Origin of the sequence: Dermatophilus congolensis (assembly GCF_900447215.1) — a bacterium.
Lineage (GTDB): Bacteria > Actinomycetota > Actinomycetes > Actinomycetales > Dermatophilaceae > Dermatophilus > Dermatophilus congolensis_A.
Genome location: NZ_UFYA01000001.1, coordinates 879,596 through 899,837 on the forward strand (window position 1 = coordinate 879,596; position 20,242 = coordinate 899,837).

Below are 20,242 nucleotides of genomic sequence, written 5' to 3' on the forward strand. Positions count from 1 at the left end.
CCAGCATGCCTTCTCAAAGGCAGGCAGAAAAGGACAAACATGTACAGATACGCATCATTTACAACTCCAAACGCCGCCCACTCCACGAACGAGTAAGCCAACGGTCGTGACTAGCGATCACCACCGCGCCCGGATAGTCAGGAAGATGCCTCTCAATAGCGCTGGCCAACGCCAACGACAAAGGATTAGTCGGCTCATCCAGGACAAGCAGATCAGGCCGAGAAGCTAACACCACCGCTAAAGCCAAACGACGACGCTGCCCCACACTCAACGACCCCACCGGTCGTGAAAAGTCCCGCGGCTCCACAAGCCCGAAAGCACTCAACGGCGTAGCCTCAGCCCGCTCAACACCCACCATGGAGACGTAAAGCAACTCCACAGCACACCCCGGGTCAAGATCGACCTCCTGCGCCAAAACCCCAATCGTCACCGACCACGCAATCGTCACAGTTCCGCTATCTGGCTGCAGCTTGCCAGAAAGCAAACCCAACAACGTCGACTTACCAGCACCATTAGGGCCAGTAACCAACAAACGATCACTACGCCCCACACTGACAGACACCGGCCCCACCCGGTCACTAACCGCAGCCTCAGACAACGCCACCAACACCGAGGGAACAGGGTGCCCATCATGAGCCCCCACACTCAACCCCTGAAACTCAAGATCTACCGGAGGTTTACGCACCTGAGAGCGCTGCAACTGCTCAAACCGGCGAGAAAAATCATTAACCCGGCGAGAAACCACACTCGCATTACGGTCGGCATAAAACTTCTTCGCCGACCGCGCCTCAGTACGCGGACCAGCCCCAGCATGCCCAACCGTGCGATTGTCACGAACACTACGTTCCAGCTCTTTCAACTGAGCCTGTTCAGTCTCGTACTGTTTCTGCCACCGCTGGCGCTCATCCTGCCTGGCCTGAAGATAATCAGTGAACGTACCGCCATAACGCCTCACACCAATCCCGCTAGTCGGCCCATCCGCAGCGATCGAACTGACCAAAGCACTCGGCTGCGGGGCAGGATCCACATCAACAATCCCGGTAGCGACGGCATCCATAAAAGCCCGGTCATGGCTAGCGAAAAGCACCGGCCCAGGCCAATCAACCAACGACGAGACAAGAAACCCAATACCGCTTTCATCCAAATGATTCGTCGGCTCATCCAACAGCAAAATGTCCGGGCGGCTCAGCAACAGCCACGCCAACGAAAGCCGGGCACGCTGACCCCCCAGAAAGCTCACCGGCGCGGCGCCGCCAACTCACCCCCGCAAGCCCCACCCCATCAAGAACAACCTGGGCGCGATGATCCAGATTCCACACATCATGACCAGTGGCTGCCTCTAACGCCCGGTCATACCGTTCACTAGCGCCGTGCGGGTCGTGTTCAAGAGCAACCGTGGCCTCTTCGAACTCGCGCAAAATAGCCAAAGGAACAACACACGCCTGCTCAACCACCTGAGCCACAGTGTCACTCAAAGCGTAGGCAGGCTGCTGCCACAACAGCCCTACACGGCCCGGGGCCTGCACGGAGCCACAATCAGCAGGCTCAACCCCTGCAGCGATACGCAGCAGCGTCGACTTACCGGTGCCGTTCTCACCGATCAGCGCTAAACGTTCACCCTGACTAACCGTCAAAGTGATGTCAGTCAGAACACGACGATCGGGGTAAGACTTACTGACCCCATCAAGACGCAGATGTGCGCCGCGGGACAAAAACGCAGAGGGAGTAACAGATGGCATGCAGAAACCTCGAAGTCACAAAAGATGGATAGGACAACGGGTTTCACTGCTTCATGCCCCCAAACTAACAACACAGCACGGCCCTTGTCTGGGCATCAACAAAAATGACAAGAAAATAGTCACCGACCCCCACACCTCAAGCATCAGCCTCATCGCACACCAAACCTCAAAGCTAGGGTGGTGCCCAAACACGGCGCCACCAAGCACCCCTCAGTGCCCCAACCAACGCCACCACCCAACCCAACAAAGAAGGACACCACCACGTGAGCACCAACCCCATCAAAGTCGCCGTCGCTGGCGCCTCCGGACGCATGGGATCGACCGTCTGCGACGCAGTCACCGCTGCAACCGACATGGAACTCATCGCCCGCTACGACGCAGGCGACAGCCTCGACACCCTCCACAACGCCGACGTCCTCGTCGACTTCACCATCCCCGACGCATCCCCCAGCATCGTCCGCGCCGCCATCGACGCAGACGTCCACGTCGTTGTCGGCACCACCGGCTGGAGCGAAGAACGCCTCGACGCTGTCCGCACCCAACTCGCCGACCACCCCAACCTCGGCGTCCTCATCGCACCCAACTTCGCCATCGGCGCCGTACTCATGATGTCATTCGCCCAACAAGCCGCCCGCTTCTACGAATCCGTAGAGATCATCGAACTCCACCACCCCAACAAAGTTGACGCCCCCTCCGGCACCGCAGCCCGCACCGCCTCCCTCATCGGCGCAGCCCGCACTGACGCTGGACTCGGCCCCACCCCCGACGCCACTACACAAGACCCCGACGGCGCTCGCGGTGCCCTTGTTGACGGTGTGCGGGTGCACGCCGTGCGTCAACGTGGCCTCGTCGCCCACCAGGAGGTGCTTTTCGGAGGCGAAGGTGAAGGCCTAACGATCCGCCACGACTCCTATGACCGCATTAGCTTCATGCCCGGGGTTCTTGAAGGTGTACGCGGCGCGGTGAAAACTCCTGGCCTCACCGTCGGCCTGGAGAACTACCTCGGTCTGTAACCCTGCTTAAGAAAGCGTCCTGTCGGCGCCGACAACGCGCAACATGTCGGCGCCGACAGGACGCTTCACATCCGCCTGTAGGAAATGAACGTGCACCCTTGGCCCTCAGCACAGGCGATCTGACGCCACTGGGCTTCATCGATGGGTGGAAACCACGTGTCGCCCTGCGGGCGAGCATGCACCTGCGTCAGGTGCACAGTGTCCACAACGACAGGGGAGTCTGGCCCTAACGCTTGCGCATACACCTGCCCACCGCCGACCACCGTCACCCGATCTGAACCAGCAAGCTTTACCGCCTCAACCAGTGAACAGGCAGCTTCAGCGCCAGGGGCTGACCAAGAACTGTCCCGTGTGACCACAATGGAACGCCGGCCCGGCAACGCCCGCCCGATGCTTTCGAAAGTGCGCCGACCCATGACCATCGCGCTTCCGGTAGTGATGCGTTTGAAATGGGCCAAGTCCTCAGGCAGATGCCACGGCATAGCACCGTGTGCGCCGATCACCCAGTTTTCGGCGGCCGCGACCACCACACAGATACGCGAATCCGGGGCGATCGGGTCAGGTGCGGGCACAAATGAGGTCACGTAGTCACTCCTCAACAAAGAACAGCGGGGGCAGGAGGCTGGAGCGGCTAGGGCTAGACAGCGATAGGGGCTTTGATACCGGGGTGGGGGTCATAACCAATAAGTTCGATATCGCTGATCTGAAAAGCATCGATCTGGCGAACCTGTGGGTTCAGACGCAGGGTCGGTAGAGGCCGCGGCGTGCGGGAAAGCTGTTCACGGGTTTGTTGCATGTGGTTGCGGTACAGGTGCGCATCCCCAAGAGTGTGCACGAACTCGGCCGCCTTCAAACCAGTGACCTGCGCAACCATGTGTGTCAACAGCGCGTACGAGGCAATGTTGAACGGCACACCCAAAAACACGTCGGCGCTGCGCTGATACAACTGGCAAGACAAGTATTTCGGCTCACCGTCCTCGCCAGCAGAGACATAAAACTGGAACATGGTGTGACACGGAGGTAGCGCCATATCCTCAACCTCAGCGACATTCCACGCCGAAACAATGTGCCGACGGGACCACGGGTTCTGTTGAATCGAAGTGATCACGTTAGCGATCTGGTCGATCGGGCCCCCATCCAGAGAAGGCCAACTACGCCACTGATGCCCGTACACAGGCCCCAAATCACCGTTCTCATCGGCCCATTCATCCCAGATCGTGATGCCATTCTCATGCAGCCAGGTGATATTCGTATCGCCGCGCAGGAACCAGATCAGTTCACCGAAGATGGAACGCAAATGCAGCTTCTTGGTAGTTAATGCCGGAAACCCAGCACGAAGATCGAACCGCATCTGGTGACCGAAAACCGACAATGTTCCGGTTCCGGTGCGGTCACCCCGCTCATTCCCCTCAGCGAGAATCCGTTCCATGAGCTCCCTGTACTGCTGCATCCGGCTAGTCTCGCAGGCCCGCAGCGCCCCCACAGGTAACAGGTGGTTTCACGGGGTTGATGTGTCCACACCGTAAGCGAATTCACTAACGATTCGAAGCTGCCAGGCTCAGGGGCCATGCATGAAGTTCCCGTCTTGCACAAAAAATGTGTACACAAAGCTGTAACGCTGTCACTGCCGCTGCGATGAACCCCGAGAACGTTGCTTTACCCGGACCCCCGAGCGGGTAAAGCAACGTTCTTCCATGTATCCAGCCAAAGACAGCCGCACCCCACCTGCCCCCAAGACTCCTCGATCTGGCCGCCGCCCTGAAGAACCACGCCACCGCGTGAACACCAACCCCATGGGTCGAGCCGGCGCGCCCCCCTCGAAACCGATAACCTGCCCCTATGTCGTCTGCCATTGCACCCTTTGGTCGTGTTCTGACCGCGATCGTCACTCCGTTCACCGCCGACGGAGCCCTCGACCTCGAATCACTCCGGTCCCTGGCTATATATCTGGCTGACCGCCGCCACGACGGGCTCGTCGTCAACGGCACCACCGGAGAATCCGCAACCACCAGCGACGATGAAAAACGACTCATCCTGCAAACAGTCAAAGACGCCGTCGGAGACCGCATCAAAATCGTCGCCGGCGTAGGCACCAACGACACCGCCCACACCATCAGCCTCGCCCGACAAGCCGCCGAGATCGGTGTCGACGGCGCACTTGTTGTCACGCCCTACTACAACAAGCCACCCCAGGCAGGCATCCTCGCCCATTTCCGTGCCGTCGCCGAAGCCACCGACCTACCCATCATGGTGTACGACATCCCTGGTCGTGCCGGCGTCCCCATCACCACCGAAACCCACATCGCCCTGGCTGCCCACCCCAACATCGTCGCTGTCAAAGACGCCAAAGGCGACCTATGGGCCGCAAGCCACGTACAACGCGCCACCGACCTGGCCTGGTACTCCGGCGACGATGGCGCTAACCTGGCACACTTCGCCCAAGGTGCTCACGGTATTGTGGGAGTCACCAGCCACTTCGCGTCAATCGAATACGCCAACATGATCGACGCCCTCGACAACGGCAACCTCTCCCAAGCCATCGACATCCACCGCAAACTCATCCCCGCCGTCGACGCAATCATGGGCACCAGCCAAGGAGCCATCACCGTCAAAGCCGCACTGGCCGAAGCCGGCGTCATCGCCACCGACCACGTGCGCCTACCACTTGCACAACTGACCGATACCCAACGCGACATCGTGCGCCAAGGCCTAAAGGAGGCCCACCTCTCGTGAAATTTCCTATTGACCTGACAGAGCCACCAGCACTGCCCGAGGGAGGACTACGCATCGTCCCCCTCGGCGGGCTCGGCGACATCGGGCGCAACATGACCGTCCTCGAACACGCAGGACGTCTCCTCATCATCGACTGCGGAGTACTTTTCCCCGAAGACGCCCACCCCGGCGTCGACCTCATCCTGCCGGACTTCTCCTACATCGAAGACCGCCTCGACGACGTCGAAGCCATCATCCTCACCCACGGGCACGAGGACCACATCGGCGCAGTCCCATACCTGCTCCGCCTCAAAGAAGACATCCCCCTCATCGGATCCAACCTGACGCTGGCCCTCATCGAAGCCAAACTCAAAGAACACCGGATCACGCCCTACACGATGGACGTCACCGAAGGAGACATCGAAGACCTCGGACCCTTCGAATGCGAATTCATCGCCGTCAACCACTCCATCCCTGACGCCCTAGCCGTTGCAATACGCACCGACGCAGGCACACTCCTGCACACCGGCGACTTCAAGATGGACCAACTACCCCTCGACGGGCGCATCACCGACCTGCGCGCCATGGCCCGCATCGGCGAAGAAGGCATCGACATCGCCCTCGTCGACTCCACCAACGCAGAAGTGCCCGGATTCACGATGCCTGAAAAAGACATTTACCCCGCACTGGAAAACGTGTTCAGCAAAGCCCAACGCCGCATCATCGTCGCCTCCTTTGCCAGCCACGTCCACCGCGTGCAACAAGTCCTCGACGCCGCCGCCGAACACAACCGCAAGGTCGCCCTCATCGGACGGTCCATGGTCCGAAACATGGGCATCGCCGCCGAACTGGGCTACCTCAACGTGCCCGACGGTGTGATCGTCGACATGAAAAAAATCGAGGACTACCCCGAACACCAACAACTCCTCATGTGCACCGGTTCGCAGGGAGAACCGATGGCAGCGCTGTCCCGCATGGCCAACGACGAACACCGCATCAAAATCGGCGAAGGCGACACAGTCGTTCTCGCTAGCTCCCTCATCCCCGGCAACGAGAACGCCGTATTCCGGGTAGTTAACGGACTCATCAAACTCGGCGCCGAAGTAGTTCACAAAGGCAACGCCAAAGTGCACACCTCCGGCCACGCCAGCGCCGGAGAACTTCTCTACCTCTACAACATCCTGCGCCCCAAAAACGCCATGCCCGTCCATGGCGAATGGCGGCACCTCCTGGCCAATGGGCGCCTCGCCGCCGCGACCGGTGTCCCCGAAGAACGCGTCGTCCTCGCCGGCGATGGAATCATCGTCGACCTCATAGACGGCAAAGCTAGCGTTACCGGGAAAGTTGACTGCAACTACGTGTACGTCGACGGCTCCTCCGTCGGCGCCACCGACGAAGCACTCCTCAAAGACCGCCAAATCCTGCGCGACGAAGGTTTCATCTCCGCGATCGTCGTCATCGACTCGGCCACCGGGAAAGTCAGCACCGGCCCCGAAGTCATCACCCGAGGATTCGCCGAAGACAACGACGTCTTCAACAAAATCGTCCCCGAAATTTCTGAAGCGGTTGAAAGCGCCTGGGACCGCGGCACCAACGATGCCCACCAACTCCAGCAGGTGGTGCGCCGCACCATCGGCGGATTCGTGGGCGGAAAACTACGCCGCCGCCCAATGATCGTGCCGGTAGTAGTCATCGCCTAACCAGCACCGACCACACCACAGCACCTGTTGGGGCCCGCCCGTCCACACGACGAGCGGGCCCCAACACGCCACGCAACCGCCCCACACCGCCCACACCTCACCCCCGCCGCCACCAGCACAGCCCCACCACCGCGACGTATCGCTATGCGGCACGTCGCAACTGGCCGACCAGACCACCTCGGATCAATCGCCTAGTCTGCTTGGGTGGCAACTCGTAACACCCCAAACAAGCGGCGCACCGCCGCCAAAGGAAAACCTGTCCCCCGTAAAACTCCCCGGACCAAAAACGGTGCCGCCACACGCCGTACCCCCGCGGCCAAAACCCCCCGCGCGGGTAGTGGCACTCCCGGCCGCGGCGCCGGCTCTGCGTGGCGTGGAATCACTGGCCTGACCGGCGGCATGGCACGCCGCGTCAGCCGCACCGCAACAGGACTACCCGAAGAGCACCGACGCGACGGCCTGGGCCTATTCATCATCATCATCGCCGTGATCATTGCCGCCCGCGAATGGTGGGGACTACCCGGCCCACTCGGCGAATTCATCCACATCGTCGCCGCGGGAACCATCGGCTGGGGAGCACTGTTCCTGCCCCTAGCATTCGTCTGGTTCGGGCTACGCATCATGCGTAACCCCGTCGAAGATGCCGCCACCTCACGCATCGCCATCGGCGTCATCACCCTCACCGTCAGCCTCGCCGGTATCATCCACATCGCTCGAGGCAACCCCCGCATCTCCGGCGGCACCGAAGCGTTCCGTTCAGCTGGCGGAATGATCGGCTACCTCGTTGGCGCACCATTAGACGCCATGCTCACCGACTGGGGCGCCTATGTCGTACTCGCTATCGTCGCGTTCTTCGGTGTCCTAGTGATCACCGCAACCCCCTTCGTGGAAATCCCCGATCGACTCGCCGAACTTCACGACCGCCTCTTCGGCCTCGACGAATATGTCGACACCATCCCCATCCCCACAACCTCACGCCGCAAATCCCGCCGCAACCTCGAACTCGACCACCGCGACGGAGACGAAGCATTCGAACAAGCAGCAGAAGTTCACAAAGGCCGCAGCCGCAGACTCGCAGACCTCCCCAAGATCGCTGCCGAAGAAGCCGCGAACGCCCAACGCGACACAACCACCGCAGCCGACCGCGCAGCCACCCAAGCACTCGACCGCGTCAACACCCCCGGCGCATCCACAAACACCTCACCCAAACCTGGCCCCGTGCCAGCCACCACCCAAACCGAACTGGTCCCCCCACCCACCCAAGCCATCCCACAACGCACCGAACAACTCGCCCTCGCCGGCGACGTCACCTACACCCTTCCCCCCTCAGACCTGCTCGAACAAGGAGCCCCCCACAAAACCCGCTCCGAAGTTAACGACCACGTCGTTCAAGCTCTCACCGGCGTACTAGAACAGTTCAACATCAACGCCCAAGTCACAGGGTTCTCCCGAGGCCCCACAGTTACCCGCTACGAAGTTGAACTTGGCGCTGGCACCAAGGTCGAACGCGTCACCGCACTGAGCAAAAACATCGCCTACGCGGTAGCCAGCGCAGACGTACGCATCCTCTCGCCTATCCCCGGCAAATCAGCCATCGGGATCGAAATCCCCAACACAGACCGCGAAAAAGTCAGCCTCGGTGACGTGCTGCGCAGCCAAGTCGCCACCCGCAACCCCCACCCCATGGTGATGGGCGTCGGTAAAGACGTCGAAGGCGGATTCGTCATCGCCAACCTGGCGAAAATGCCACACCTCCTCGTGGCAGGTGCCACTGGATCGGGTAAATCCAGCTTCGTCAACTCGATGATCACCTCGATCCTCGTACGCTCAACCCCCGACGAAGTACGCCTGATTCTCGTAGACCCCAAACGAGTCGAGCTCACCGCCTACGAAGGCATCCCACACCTCATCACCCCCATCATCACCAACCCCAAAAAAGCCGCTGAAGCGCTGCAATGGGTGGTCAAAGAGATGGATGCCCGCTACGATGACCTCGCCGCATTCGGGTACAAACACATCGACGACTTCAACAAAGCCGTCCGCGCCGGAGACATCAAACTCCCGCCTGGATCACAACGTGTCGTCGAGCCCTACCCATACCTACTCGTTGTGGTCGACGAGCTCGCCGATCTGATGATGGTCGCTCCACGCGATGTGGAAGAGTCCATTGTTCGTATCACCCAGCTGGCTCGCGCCGCCGGTATCCACCTCGTTCTCGCTACGCAGCGTCCCAGCGTCGACGTAGTCACCGGCCTGATCAAAGCCAACGTGCCCAGCCGGATGGCATTCGCGACAAGCTCCCTAGCCGACTCCAGGGTCGTGCTGGACCAGCCAGGCGCTGAAAAGCTCATCGGTCAAGGTGATGCCCTCTTCCTGCCTATGGGGGCGAGTAAACCGATGCGTGTGCAAGGCGCCTGGGTACCGGAGTCAGAGGTCGCTGCGGTCGTCAAATTTGTCACTGACCAGCTCAAACCGAGCTACCGGGAAGACGTTGTTCCCGCCACCGAAAAGAAACAGATCGACGCCGACATCGGCGATGACTTGGATCTGCTCCTCGAAGCGACCAAACAGGTCGTTACCACTCAGTTCGGTTCGACTTCGATGTTGCAGCGCAAACTACGCGTTGGTTTCGCTAAAGCCGGACGACTCATGGACCTCATGGAATCTCGCGGCGTTGTCGGCCCTTCTGAAGGAAGTAAAGCGCGAGACGTGTTGATCCGCCCAGAAGATCTGCCTACCGTTCTGGCGCAGATGCAAGGACAAACCCCTCCGCCACCAGCGGAGGGTCAACAAGGCACGGCAGGGGGACAAGACCGATATGCCGACGTTGAAGTGCATGGCGAAGAAGTCGTGCACGAGGGGGACCTGGAGGATGAAGACGCGTGGCAACTGACACAACAGGGGCGCGGCAGGTAGTTGTCACTCGGCGGCGGCGGTTGAGCACTGCGTTCGTGTGCGCAGTGCTCTGTGCCGCCATGGCCGCATGTGGCAGCTCTGCATCATCACCAAAGGAGGAAGACTCACAAACCAGTACCGCAGCACCCACTGTGGCACCGATGCTGCCTTCGCGACCGCCAGCAGTGATCAGCACCCCGGCTCCACCTCCGCCTCCGGTGAAACCTGTACAAATCACCGACGCCAGTAAACTTGTTCAGGGGTTCAAGAAACTGCCCGGGCGGGATCAGCAGCTCACTATTGCGTGGGCGCCGGTTGGGCATCCGGAGCAAGTTCAGCAGTTGGGCACTACGGACACGATAGACGCGTGGTCGACGATCAAGGTCCCACTGGCTTTGGCAGCTATTCAGCAGCGCGGCGGTGATCTGCCTAAAGCTGTGGCTAACGACATTGAGATGTCGGTGCGCATCTCTGATAATGACGCCGCCCGGCGCTTGTGGGAGGGGCTGGAAAACTTCGGGATGAAGGCAGAGCTGGTCAACGAAGTTCTAGGCGACACAGGTGATAAACGCACCCGGGCTGCGCGTAATTCGGCGGGGGTGCGGGTGCCGTTCGGTTTGACTGCTTGGCGAGTTGGTGATGCGGCTAAGTTCGCTGCGACGCTGCCTTGTGTTCCGTACGGTGCCCAGATCATGCGGGACATGCGCTTCATTGACCACAGTCAGTCGTGGGGGATTGGGGCAGTCGCACGTGGAACCAACAAACGTGGTCTGAACGTCGATGATGTTGCATTCAAAGGCGGTTGGGGTCCCAGTACGAGTGGTTACCTGATGCGGCAGGTGGGAGTTTTGATCTTGCCGGGTGGCGGCGGTGTAGGAGTTGCGCTTCTTGTTCAACCGCATGGCGGTAACCACGAGGCAGGTGCCAAAATTTTGTCGCAAGCAGCTAGTTGGCTACGTGATTCGCTTGGTGCAACAGATGCGGGCAAGTGTGCGTGAGTTGGCACAGCCCGCATCAGCCCTAAAGTGGTTGTCATGACTTCGCCCACCGCTGCCGCAAGTGCGCCCGCACGTAACGATGCCACTCACGGCACGATTCACCTCACCAGTCTCGGTTGTTCACGCAATGACGTGGATTCTGAGGAGCTCGCAGGTCGCTTGGCTGCTGCGGGGTGGACTCTTGTTGATGACCCTTCTGGCGCTGACGTGAATGTTGTGAATACGTGTGGTTTTGTCGCAGAGGCTAAGAAAGATTCGATCGACACGATTCTTGATCTGGCTGACCTGAAAGAAAGTGGCGAGACTCGCGCAGTGGTTGCCGTGGGGTGTCTGGCGGAGCGCTATGGGCGTGAGCTGGCTGAGCAGATGCCTGAAGCTGATGGTGTTTTCGGGTTTGACTCCTACAAGGACATGTCCGACCACTTGAGTCGCATCTTGGCCGGGGAGCAGGTGCAGTCGCACGTCCCGCGGGATCGTCGTTCTCTGTTGCCGATTTCTCCGATTGCTCGTCAAGAAACGGCGCCGGGAATCGTGCTTCCAGGGCACGGGGATTTGGGGCCGGATGCCACTGCTGGTGAAACGTTCGTGCGGGCACGTTTGGATGGGGCGCCGTGGGCTCCTTTGAAGATCGCTTCGGGGTGTGACCGTCGTTGCGCTTTCTGTGCTATCCCCTCGTTTCGTGGTGCTTTTGTCTCTCGCCGTCCTAGTGATGTTCTTGCTGAGGCTCGTTGGCTGGGCAGTAATGGGGTGAAGGAAGCTTTCCTGGTTTCTGAGAACTCGACCTCGTATGGCAAGGATTTGGGCGATATCCGTCTGCTGGACACGTTGTTGCCTGATCTTGCTGAGGTGGAGGGGCTGGAACGTATCCGGGTTTCGTATTTGCAGCCGGCAGAGTTGCGTGATGATTTGGTGCGGGCGATTGTCGAGACGGAGAAGGTCGTGCCGTATTTCGATCTTTCGTTCCAGCATGTGTCTGCGAAGATTCTGCGTCGTATGCGTCGGTTTGGTGATCCGGAGTCGTTCTTGAGCTTGATCGAGAAGATTCGGTCTTTGGCGCCGGAGGCAGGGATCCGCTCTAACGTGATTGTTGGGTTCCCTGGCGAGACGGAGGAGGACTTCCAGATGCTCGTTGATTTCGTCACGGCTGCGCGTTTGGATGTGTGTGGCGTTTTTGGGTACTCCGATGAGGATGGCACTGAGGCCCAGGGGTATGAGGACAAGGTTGAGCAGGAAGTCATTGACGAACGCCTGGATATTCTTTCGACGATTACTGAGTCGGCGGGTGCTGAGCGTGCAGCTGAGCGGATTGGTTCGCAGGTGAGCGTCCTTGTTGAGTCCAATGCGCAGGCTCAGCCGTGGGATGAGGATCTGGGTGAGGGGTCGTTCTTCGAGGGGGACCGGATTGTGTTCGGTCGGGCTGAGCATCAAGGTCCGGAGGTTGATGGGTTGACGCGTCTTGTGCAAAGCAGTGACGGTGCGGTGCAGCTTCCTGAGGTTGGTCAGCTCATTTCGGCGCGGGTGGTTAGTTCTGAGGGTGCTGATTTGGTTGCGGTGATCTCATGATCAGTAGTGCGCCGCAGACGCAGCCGAGTTCGTGGAATGTGCCTAATGCGTTGACGGTGTTGCGGATTTTCATGGTCCCGGTCTTCGGGTGGATGTTGCTGGCTGGGGGTGGGCATGAGGTGTCCATGCGGTGGTGGGCGTTGCTGGTGTTTTTGCTGGCTATGGCGACAGATTCGCTGGATGGGTATATCGCTCGGTCGCGTAATTTGGTGACAAATTTCGGGAAGATAGCTGATCCGATTGCGGATAAAGCGCTTACCGGAATGGCGTTTATCGGGTTGAGTGTGATTGGTGACCTGTGGTGGTGGGTGACGATTCTCATTCTGCTGCGTGAGTGGGGGATCACGGTGTTGCGGTTGGTGGTGATTCGTTATGGCGTGATGCCTGCTTCTCGTGGCGGCAAGATTAAGACGGTGTTGCAGACGGTGGCGTTGGCGTTGCTGGTTGCTCCGGTGACGGGTGTGTTGTGGTGGATTGGTGTTGTTGCGGTGGCCGGTGCCTTGGTGGTGACTGTGGTGACGGGTGTTGAGTATGTTTTCCAGGCTGTGAGGTTGGTGCGTTCGTCGTCGCGGCAGGTGTCGGCGTGAGTGGTGAGGTGTTGGTTCCTGCTGCTGATGTTGTTGCTGCCTTGTTGGATGCGGGGCAGACGGTAGCGACGGCCGAGTCGTTGACGGGTGGTCTTGTTGTTGCTGGGTTGACTGCGGTGCCGGGGTCTTCTGCTGTGGTGCGTGGTGGGGTGTGTGCGTATAGCAGTGAGGTGAAGGCTCGTGTGGTGGGGGTTCCTCAGAGTGCTTTGGCTTCGGGGGCGGTGAACGCTGAGGTTGCTGGTGAGTTGGCTGTGGGGGCGGTGAGGTTGTTTGGTGCGCAGTGGGGGGTGGGGACCACGGGGGCTGCTGGGCCGGATCCTTCTGAGGATGCGCAGGTGGGTACGGTGTTTGTTGCCGTGCATGGGCCGCAGGGTGAAGTGGGGTGCCAGACGGTGGTGGAGCGACTCTCGTTAACGGGGGATCGTGGTGCGATTCGGTTCGCCACGGTGGAGGCAGCATTTAGACTGCTGCGACAACGGCTTTGAGGTTGTTCTTGGACCGGGGGCACGGGTCTGTTTTGGGTCTGTGTGCGTCTTGGATCAGCTTTTTCGGTGAGTACCGCATTATTCCTCGCGTTGAGGGCATGAATTGGGGGGCTCGTCCGTTGCATATAACAAGCCGGAGAGAGGTCCCCCTTATTTGGGGAGGGGACTGTCCACGGCGGTCGATCGCCAGGGGAATTGCGAGGAGAGGACAACATGGTGCTGCTGCGCAAGGAGATCGGTACGGTACTTCGTTCTCGACGTAAGTCGTTGGGACGTACTTTGCGTGATGTGTCGGCGCGTTCTGCGGTCTCGTTGGGGTATTTGTCGGAGATTGAGAGGGGGGAGAAGGAGGCGAGTTCGGAGTTGTTGGCTTCGATTTGTGGGGCTTTGGATTTGCCGGTGAGTCAGATGTTGCGTGATGTCGCTGATCAGGTTGCGTTGGGGGAAGCCGCTGGGGTTGTTCTGACGATGGGGTCTGGTGAGCGGGGCCGTTTGGCTGTGCCGCGTCCTGCTGCGTGAGCGTGGGTTTTGGGGGTTAGTCGAAGGGGCGTGATCTGTTTCGTTTGATTGCCGCGCGGTGTTTTTTGCTGGTGAGGCGGCGTTGAACGGAGTTGCGTGTGGGGCGAGTTTTCTTGCGTTGGGGCGTAGGGGGCGCAGCGGCTTCGCGTAGGAGTTGCGCGAGTCGTTGCCGGGCGATTTTTCGGTTTGCGAGTTGGCTGCGTTCGTCGGCTGCGGTGATGGTGAGTGTTCCGTTGCTGAGTCGGTGGGCGAGGCGATCGTGGAGTCGTTGTTTGAGGTGTTCGGGGATGGAGGGGCTGTTGGCGAGGTTGAAGGATAGTTCGACGCGGGTGTCGCTGGTGTTGACGTGCTGTCCACCGGGGCCGGTTGCGCGGTTGAAGCGTTCGTGGAGTTCTTTGGGTGGGATGGTCAGGGTTCGGGTGATGGGGAGGGGTTGATCGATGTGGGGCATGTCATCTTCCGTACCTGTTTTTTCGGGGGCTGTGGGGGCGTGGGTGTTGGGTGTAGCCCAGGGGTTTGATGGGGGTGCCTTTGTCGCCTGGTGCTAGGCCGTTTTGGCATGTTGGACAGTAGAACATGACGCGTTCGCGGGTGGGTGGGCCGATGGGGTGTACGCGGATGGTGGTGCCGCATCGGCGGCAGGGGTGTCCTGAGCGTGCGTGTACGTAGGTGTTGTGTCCGGGGCGGTGTGATCCGGTGCTTGATTGGACGGCGTGGTTGAGGGCGGCGGTCATGAGTTGGTGGGCTTTGGTAAGGATTTTGGTGATTTGTTGTGGGGTGAGGGTGGTGGTTGGTGTCCAGGGGTTGATGTGTTGGGTGAAGAGGGTTTCGCTGGCCCAGAGGGTTCCGATGCCGGCGAGGTTGCGTTGGTCGAGTAGGGCTGCGCCGATGGTGGTGGGGTTGGTCAGGAGGTTGGTGGTTGCTAGGTCGGTGTTCCAGTCGGGGCCGAGGATGTCGGGGCCGAGGTGTCCGGTGAGGGTGTGTTCGTCGCGGGTGGGGATGAGGTTGAGCATGCCGAGGGATAGGCCGAGGGCGGTCCATTCGTTGGTGCTCAGTAGGGCGCGGACGCGGTGTGAGTGGCGTTGGGGTTCGTTGGGGTGGATGATGCGCCAGCTGCCTTCCATGCGTAGGTGTGAGTGGAGAGTCCAGCCGTTGGAGAAGCGGTGGAGGATGTGTTTACCGTGGGGGATGACTTCAATGGTGGTGTGTCCGATGAGTCCGTTTCCTTCGCGGTTTCCCCATCTGAGTTCGGCTTCTTGGGTGGTGTGGCCTGCGAAGACGTGGTGGAGGCGTTGGCAGGTGCGTGCGACGGTGTCACCTTCTGGCATGGCGTTTTCTTAGTCCGTTGGGGGTGAGGTGGAATCCGTTGTTGAGTAGGTGGGTGTGGAGTGGGTGGTTTTGTGCTTGGAGGGCGGGGGTGCCGTCGATGGTGGTGATGGTGAGGTGGGGGAGGTGTCCGGTGTCGATGATGGTGCTTAGTGCGGTGGCGGTGGTGGGGGCGTGGGTGGTGGTGTCGCCGAAGGTGAGGAGGGTGCGTCCGCCTCGTTCGATGTAGGCGCAGAGGTTTCCGGCGTGGAGGATGACGAGGGCGCCTGCTTTGCGGCCGGGTCGGTGGGTGGTGTTTTTGTTGTTGTTGGTGGTGGGCCAGGGGAGGGCTGCGCCGTAGGGGTTGGCGGGGTCGGTGGCTGCGAGGATGAGTGCGGGGGGTTGTGGTGGGGTTGTGTCGATTCTGTTGTGTTCGTTGTGGGTGCGGAGTTGGTCGAGGGCGGCGTTGGTGGCGAATTGGGAGGCGCCAAGTCCTTCGATGAAGTAGCCGCGGCGGATGTTTCCTGTTTCTTCGGCGTGGGTGAGGATGCGGTAGATGGGGGTGAAGCCGCCGTCGGTGTTTTCGCTGGTGGCGGCTGCGCGGGTGAGGATGCCGTGGCGTTCGAGGAGTATGTCGGCGGTGATGAAGGTGCGGGTGGTGGGGTCTGTTTCGGTTGGTGGTAGGAGGGACCAGCGTCCTTGGAGTCGTGGTGGTGTTGGGTCGGGGGTGGTGGTGCGGGTGGGGGTGCGTAGGTTGCGTCGGGTCAGTCGTGTGGGGCGTGGTGGGCGGGGGCGTTGTTTGTGGGTGGTGCGGGTGCTGTTGAGTAGGGCGCGCATGGGGGTGAAGGTGTCGTTGACGATGTGTCCGTCCCAGACGAGGTCCCAGAGGGCGTCGCTGATGGTGTTGTTGTTTGGTGGTGGGGTGGTGGGGTTGGTGGTGGTGATGTGCTCGCGGACGGTGTTGGCCAGGGTGGGGAAGAAGAATCCGCCTCCGGTGGCGAGGATGGTCAGGATGGTGGCGTGGATGCTTTCTGGTGGTGGGGTTGTGGTGGGGGTGTGGAGGGTGTTTGGTGCGTCGTCGGTGAGGTGTAGGGAGATCCATCCGTCGTCGCCTGCGGTGGAGCCGTTTCCTTGCCAGGTGATTTCGCCGCGGGTGAGGAGGTCGTCGAGGAGCGTTGGGGTGTAGTTGGTGATGCGGGTGGGCAGGATGAGGGTTTCGAGGGCGCTGGCTGGTATGCGGTATCCGGCGAGTTGTTCGATGACGTGGAGGAGTCCTTCGGTTCCGTGTTCTTGGGGTTGGGGTGTGCCGGTTTCGGTGGTGATGCCGTGCCAGGTGGTGAGGTATTGGGCGTAGGTGGTGGGGGTGACGGGTTCGACTTGGGCGCGTAGTGCTGCGAGGCTGCGGCGGCGTAGGAGGCGCAGGATTTCGGGGTCGCAGTGGTCTTGTCCGGTGTTTCCGGGGCGTAGTTCGCCGGTGATGATGTTGCCGGTGTTTTCGAGGTGGTGGAGGTGGGTGCGGATGATGTGTTCGCCTAGTCCTAGTCGGGTGGCTAGGTCGGTGGTGGTGAAGGGTGCGTGGCAGCGGGCGTAGCGGATGATGAGGTCGGTGAGGGGGTTTTGGGGTGGGGTGAGGTGGGCGGAGGGGACCCATGATGGTGGGGTGATGCCGAGGGCGTCGAGGAGTCTTCCGGCGTCTTCGACGGGGGCCCAGCGTTGTTCGCCGGCCATGGTGATGGGCATGATGCGGCGGCGGTTGTGTAGTTCGTGGATCCAGGTGGTGGTGGTTGTGGCGTTTGTGTGGGGGTAGGTGCGGGTGGTGATTTCGGTGGTGGTGAGGGGGCCGATGCGGCGGATGAGGTCGAATGTTTCTTCGATGTTGCGTGGGCTGCGTTCGGGGTCGAGTGCTTGGAGTTGGGCTTCGGTGTGTTCGACGATGGTGGGGTCGAGCAGTTCGCGCATGCTGGTGGTGTGGGTGCCCAGGATGTCGGCGAGGAGTTCGGGGTCGACAGATAGGGCTGCTGCGCGGCGTTCGGCGAGGGGGGAGTCGCCTTCGTAGAGGAATTGGGCGATGTATCCGAATAGGAGGGTGCGTGCCATGGGTGAGGGGGTAGGGGTGTTGATGGCGTGGATGCGTGTTCGCCGGTTGGTGAGGTTGGTCATGAGGGTTTTGAGGGCGGGGACGTCGAAGATGTCTTGCATGCATTCGCGCAGTGTTTCGAGGACGATGGGGAATTCTTGGTAGCGGCTGGCGACTTCGAGCAGTTGGGCGGATCGGCGTCGTTGTTGCCAGAGGGCTTGGCGTGCGGCGGGGTTGCGTCGGGGTAGGAGGAGGGCGCGGGATGCGCATTCGCGGAATCGGGATGCGAAGAGGGCTGATCCACCGACTTCGTTGGTGATGATGTCGGTGATTTCGTCGGGGTCGATGGTGATGAGTTCGGCGATTTCGGTGAGGAGTTGGCTGGTGGTGGGGGTGTTGTCGTTGGTGGGTGTGGTTTCGGGTAGGCGCAGGATGATGCCGTCGTCGGCGTGCATGGGGTGGGGGTCGATGCCGAATTGTTGGCGTAGGCGGGCGGCGATGGCTAGGGACCAGGGTGCGTTGACGCGGGAGCCCCAGGGGGAGTGGATGACGATCTGGGTGTCGCCGAGTTCGTCGGGGAAGATTTCGAGGATGATGGTGTTTTGGCTGGGTACGGCGCCGGTGGCGGTTTTTTGTTCGTGGATGTAGGTGACGAGGTTGGTGGCGGCCCAGGTGTCTAGGCCTGCGGTGGTGGCGCGGTTGATGGCGGTGTCGTGGGGGAGTGTGGCGATTTCGTGCATGAAGGCGCCGATGGCGGCGCCGAGTTCGGCTTCGCGTCCTTCGGTGTCGCCGCGCCAGAAGGGGAGGCGTCCGGGGATGCCGGGGGCTGGGGTGACGAGTACTTGGTCGTGGGTGATTTCTTCGATTCGCCAGGATGAGGTGCCGAGGGTGAAGACGTCGCCGACGCGGGATTCGTAGACCATTTCTTCTTCGAGTTCGCCGACGCGGCGGCCGGGGCCTTCGCCGATGAGGAAGACGCCGAATTGGCCGCGGTCGGGGATTGTTCCGCCGCTGGTGACGGCGATGCGTTGGGAGCCGGGGCGGCCGGTGAGGGTGTCGGTGCTGCGGTCCCAGATGATGCGGGGGCGTAGTCCGGCGAAGTTTTCGTCGGGATAGCGCCCGGCGAGCATGTCGAGGACGGAGGTGAGGAGGGTGGTGGGGATGGTGGCGTAGGAGGCGGTGCGTTTGATGAGGTTGGTGAGTTCGGGGAGGGTCCAGTCGTCCATGGCGCACATGGCGACGATGTGTTGGGCGAGGACGTCTAGTGGGTTGGTGGGGATGTGGAGTGTTTCGATGAGTCCGGCGCGCATGCGTTCGCAGACGACGGTGGTGCGGATGAGGTCGGAGCGGTGGGTAGGTAGGAAGATGCCGTGGGATCGGGCTCCGACGTGGTGGCCGGCGCGGCCGACGCGTTGGAGCCCGGAGGCGACGCTGGGGGGCGCGTCGATGTGGGCGACGAGGTCGATTTCACCCATGTCGATGCCTAGTTCGAGGCTGCTAGTGGCGATGACTGCGGGGAGTTGGCCGCTTTTGAGGGATTCTTCGATGTGGGTTCGTTGTTCGCTGCTGACGGATCCGTGGTGGGCTCGGGCGAGGATGGGTGGTTCGGGTGGGGATGTGGTGGAGGTTTCGTTTGCGGGGGTATCGGCGGTGGTTTCGTTGGGGGTGTTGCGGGCGTCCCATTCTTCGTTGATGCGGGCGGTGAGGCGTTCGGCGACGCGGCGGGAGTTGACGAAGATGAGGGTGCTGCGGTGGGTGGTGATGAGGTCGAGGAGTCTGTTTTCGATGTGGGGCCAGATGGAGTGGCGTTCTTCGTTGCCGGATGCGGCTCCGGTGGGGTTTCCGGTGGGTTGTCCTGGTAGGGACATGTCTTCGATGGGGACGACGATGTCGAGGTCCCATTTTTTGTGTGCGGGGGGTTGGACGAGGGTGTAGGGCAGGCCTCCGGTGAGGTATTTGCCGACTTCGTCGAGGGGGCGGGCGGTGGCGGATAGGCCGATGCGTTGGGCGCGGTGTCCGGCGTATGCGTCGAGGCGTTCGAGGCTGAGGGCTAGGTGTGCTCCGCGTTTGGTGGGGGTGAGGGAGTGGATTTCGTCGATGATGACCATGTCGACGTTGCGCAGGATGGTGCGTGCTGCGGAGGTGAGGAGGAGGTAGAGGGACTCGGGGGTGGTGATGAGGATGTCGGGGGGCGTGGTTGCCATGGCTCGGCGGTCTTTGGCGCTGGTGTCACCGGTGCGGATGCCGACGGTGACGGTGTTTTGGGGTGTGTTGGTGCGGCGTGCGACGGCGGCGATGCCGCGTAGGGGGCGGGCGAGGTTGCGGTCGACGTCGGCGGCGAGGGCTTTGAGTGGGGAGATGTAGAGGACGCGTACGCCGGGGGGTGTTTCGGGGGTGGGGGTGGCGTGGGCGAGGCGGTCGATGGCGGTGAGGAAGGCGGCGAGGGTTTTTCCTGATCCGGTGGGTGCGACGACGAGGGTGTCGTTGCCGGTGTTGATGGCGTTCCAGGCGTGGTGTTGTGCGGGGGTGGGGGTGGGGAAGGTTTCGGTGAACCAGGTGCGGGTGGCTGGGTGGAAGGCGGCTAGGGGGTTGGTGTCGTCGCTGGGGGTGTTCATGTCACCTCGTTTCGTGGCTTGGGGTGTGCGTCAT

The 20,242-nt window shown here is 61.1% G+C and carries 16 protein-coding genes; 9 read left to right on the forward strand and 7 right to left on the reverse strand.

Features of this window, described 5'->3' with window-relative positions; all coding sequences use genetic code 11:
* Positions 1–58: 58 nt before the first annotated feature.
* A complete protein-coding gene (locus DXZ77_RS03775; RefSeq protein WP_220181587.1) occupies positions 59–1,192 on the reverse strand; it encodes an ATP-binding cassette domain-containing protein in 1,134 nt (377 codons plus the stop codon).
* Positions 1,158–1,739 (reverse strand): ATP-binding cassette domain-containing protein, encoded by a 582-nt coding sequence (locus tag DXZ77_RS12185; protein ID WP_115030075.1) that lies wholly within the window; start codon positions 1,737–1,739, stop codon positions 1,158–1,160. Before DXZ77_RS12185 ends, DXZ77_RS03775 begins: the two co-directional genes overlap by 35 nt.
* A gap of 263 nt (positions 1,740–2,002) precedes the next feature.
* Here DXZ77_RS12185 and dapB point away from each other — a divergent pair, with 263 nt between their 5' ends.
* Positions 2,003–2,752, forward strand: a complete 750-nt coding sequence (gene dapB / locus DXZ77_RS03785) for a 4-hydroxy-tetrahydrodipicolinate reductase (protein ID WP_258553109.1) — start codon at positions 2,003–2,005, stop codon at positions 2,750–2,752.
* Positions 2,753–2,817: 65 nt separating this feature from the next.
* Here the strand turns inward: dapB and DXZ77_RS03790 are convergent, their stop codons facing one another.
* Positions 2,818–3,336 (reverse strand): dihydrofolate reductase, encoded by a 519-nt coding sequence (locus tag DXZ77_RS03790; RefSeq protein WP_258553110.1) that lies wholly within the window; start codon positions 3,334–3,336, stop codon positions 2,818–2,820.
* A gap of 53 nt (positions 3,337–3,389) precedes the next feature.
* Complete coding sequence (locus DXZ77_RS03795) at positions 3,390–4,202, reverse strand: thymidylate synthase (protein WP_115030077.1); 813 nt, start codon at positions 4,200–4,202, stop codon at positions 3,390–3,392.
* A gap of 389 nt (positions 4,203–4,591) precedes the next feature.
* Between DXZ77_RS03795 and dapA the strand changes: the two genes are divergently transcribed.
* From dapA to DXZ77_RS03835, 8 genes are all read left to right on the forward strand, one after another.
* Entirely contained in the window at positions 4,592–5,485 is an 894-nt protein-coding gene (dapA, locus tag DXZ77_RS03800; protein WP_115030079.1) for a 4-hydroxy-tetrahydrodipicolinate synthase, read from the forward strand.
* A complete protein-coding gene (locus DXZ77_RS03805) occupies positions 5,482–7,164 on the forward strand; it encodes a ribonuclease J (protein ID WP_115030081.1) in 1,683 nt (560 codons plus the stop codon). Before dapA ends, DXZ77_RS03805 begins: the two co-directional genes overlap by 4 nt.
* A 204-nt stretch (positions 7,165–7,368) precedes the next feature.
* Positions 7,369–10,080, forward strand: a complete 2,712-nt coding sequence (locus DXZ77_RS03810) for an FtsK/SpoIIIE family DNA translocase (protein ID WP_115030083.1) — start codon at positions 7,369–7,371, stop codon at positions 10,078–10,080.
* Between the two features lie 140 nt (positions 10,081–10,220).
* The gene (locus DXZ77_RS03815) at positions 10,221–11,057 is read left to right on the forward strand and encodes a serine hydrolase (protein WP_147279189.1); all 837 of its coding nucleotides are present in this window, start codon (positions 10,221–10,223) and stop codon (positions 11,055–11,057) included.
* Between the two features lie 36 nt (positions 11,058–11,093).
* Positions 11,094–12,620, forward strand: coding sequence for a 30S ribosomal protein S12 methylthiotransferase RimO (gene rimO, locus DXZ77_RS03820; protein ID WP_115032508.1), 1,527 nt, complete (start codon positions 11,094–11,096; stop codon positions 12,618–12,620).
* On the forward strand, positions 12,617–13,207 hold the full coding sequence (pgsA, locus tag DXZ77_RS03825; protein WP_115030088.1) for a CDP-diacylglycerol--glycerol-3-phosphate 3-phosphatidyltransferase: 591 nt from the start codon (positions 12,617–12,619) through the stop codon (positions 13,205–13,207). The genes rimO and pgsA overlap by 4 nt, the downstream gene beginning before the upstream one ends.
* The gene (locus tag DXZ77_RS03830) at positions 13,204–13,692 is read left to right on the forward strand and encodes a CinA family protein (RefSeq protein ID WP_258553111.1); all 489 of its coding nucleotides are present in this window, start codon (positions 13,204–13,206) and stop codon (positions 13,690–13,692) included. The genes pgsA and DXZ77_RS03830 overlap by 4 nt, the downstream gene beginning before the upstream one ends.
* 213 nt (positions 13,693–13,905) lie before the next feature.
* A complete protein-coding gene (locus DXZ77_RS03835) occupies positions 13,906–14,211 on the forward strand; it encodes a helix-turn-helix domain-containing protein (RefSeq protein WP_028327681.1) in 306 nt (101 codons plus the stop codon).
* Positions 14,212–14,227: 16 nt separating this feature from the next.
* Here DXZ77_RS03835 and arfB read toward each other — a convergent pair whose 3' ends face one another.
* The 3 genes from arfB to DXZ77_RS03850 are packed head-to-tail and all read right to left on the reverse strand — an operon-like array spanning position 14,228 to position 20,208.
* The gene (arfB, locus tag DXZ77_RS03840) at positions 14,228–14,662 is read right to left on the reverse strand and encodes an alternative ribosome rescue aminoacyl-tRNA hydrolase ArfB (RefSeq protein ID WP_220181589.1); all 435 of its coding nucleotides are present in this window, start codon (positions 14,660–14,662) and stop codon (positions 14,228–14,230) included.
* 1 nt (position 14,663) lies between these two features.
* Positions 14,664–15,539, reverse strand: a complete 876-nt coding sequence (locus DXZ77_RS03845) for a DNA-formamidopyrimidine glycosylase family protein (protein ID WP_115030090.1) — start codon at positions 15,537–15,539, stop codon at positions 14,664–14,666.
* Complete coding sequence (locus tag DXZ77_RS03850) at positions 15,526–20,208, reverse strand: ATP-dependent helicase (RefSeq protein WP_115030092.1); 4,683 nt, start codon at positions 20,206–20,208, stop codon at positions 15,526–15,528. The genes DXZ77_RS03845 and DXZ77_RS03850 overlap by 14 nt, the downstream gene beginning before the upstream one ends.
* Positions 20,209–20,242 lie beyond the last annotated feature (34 nt).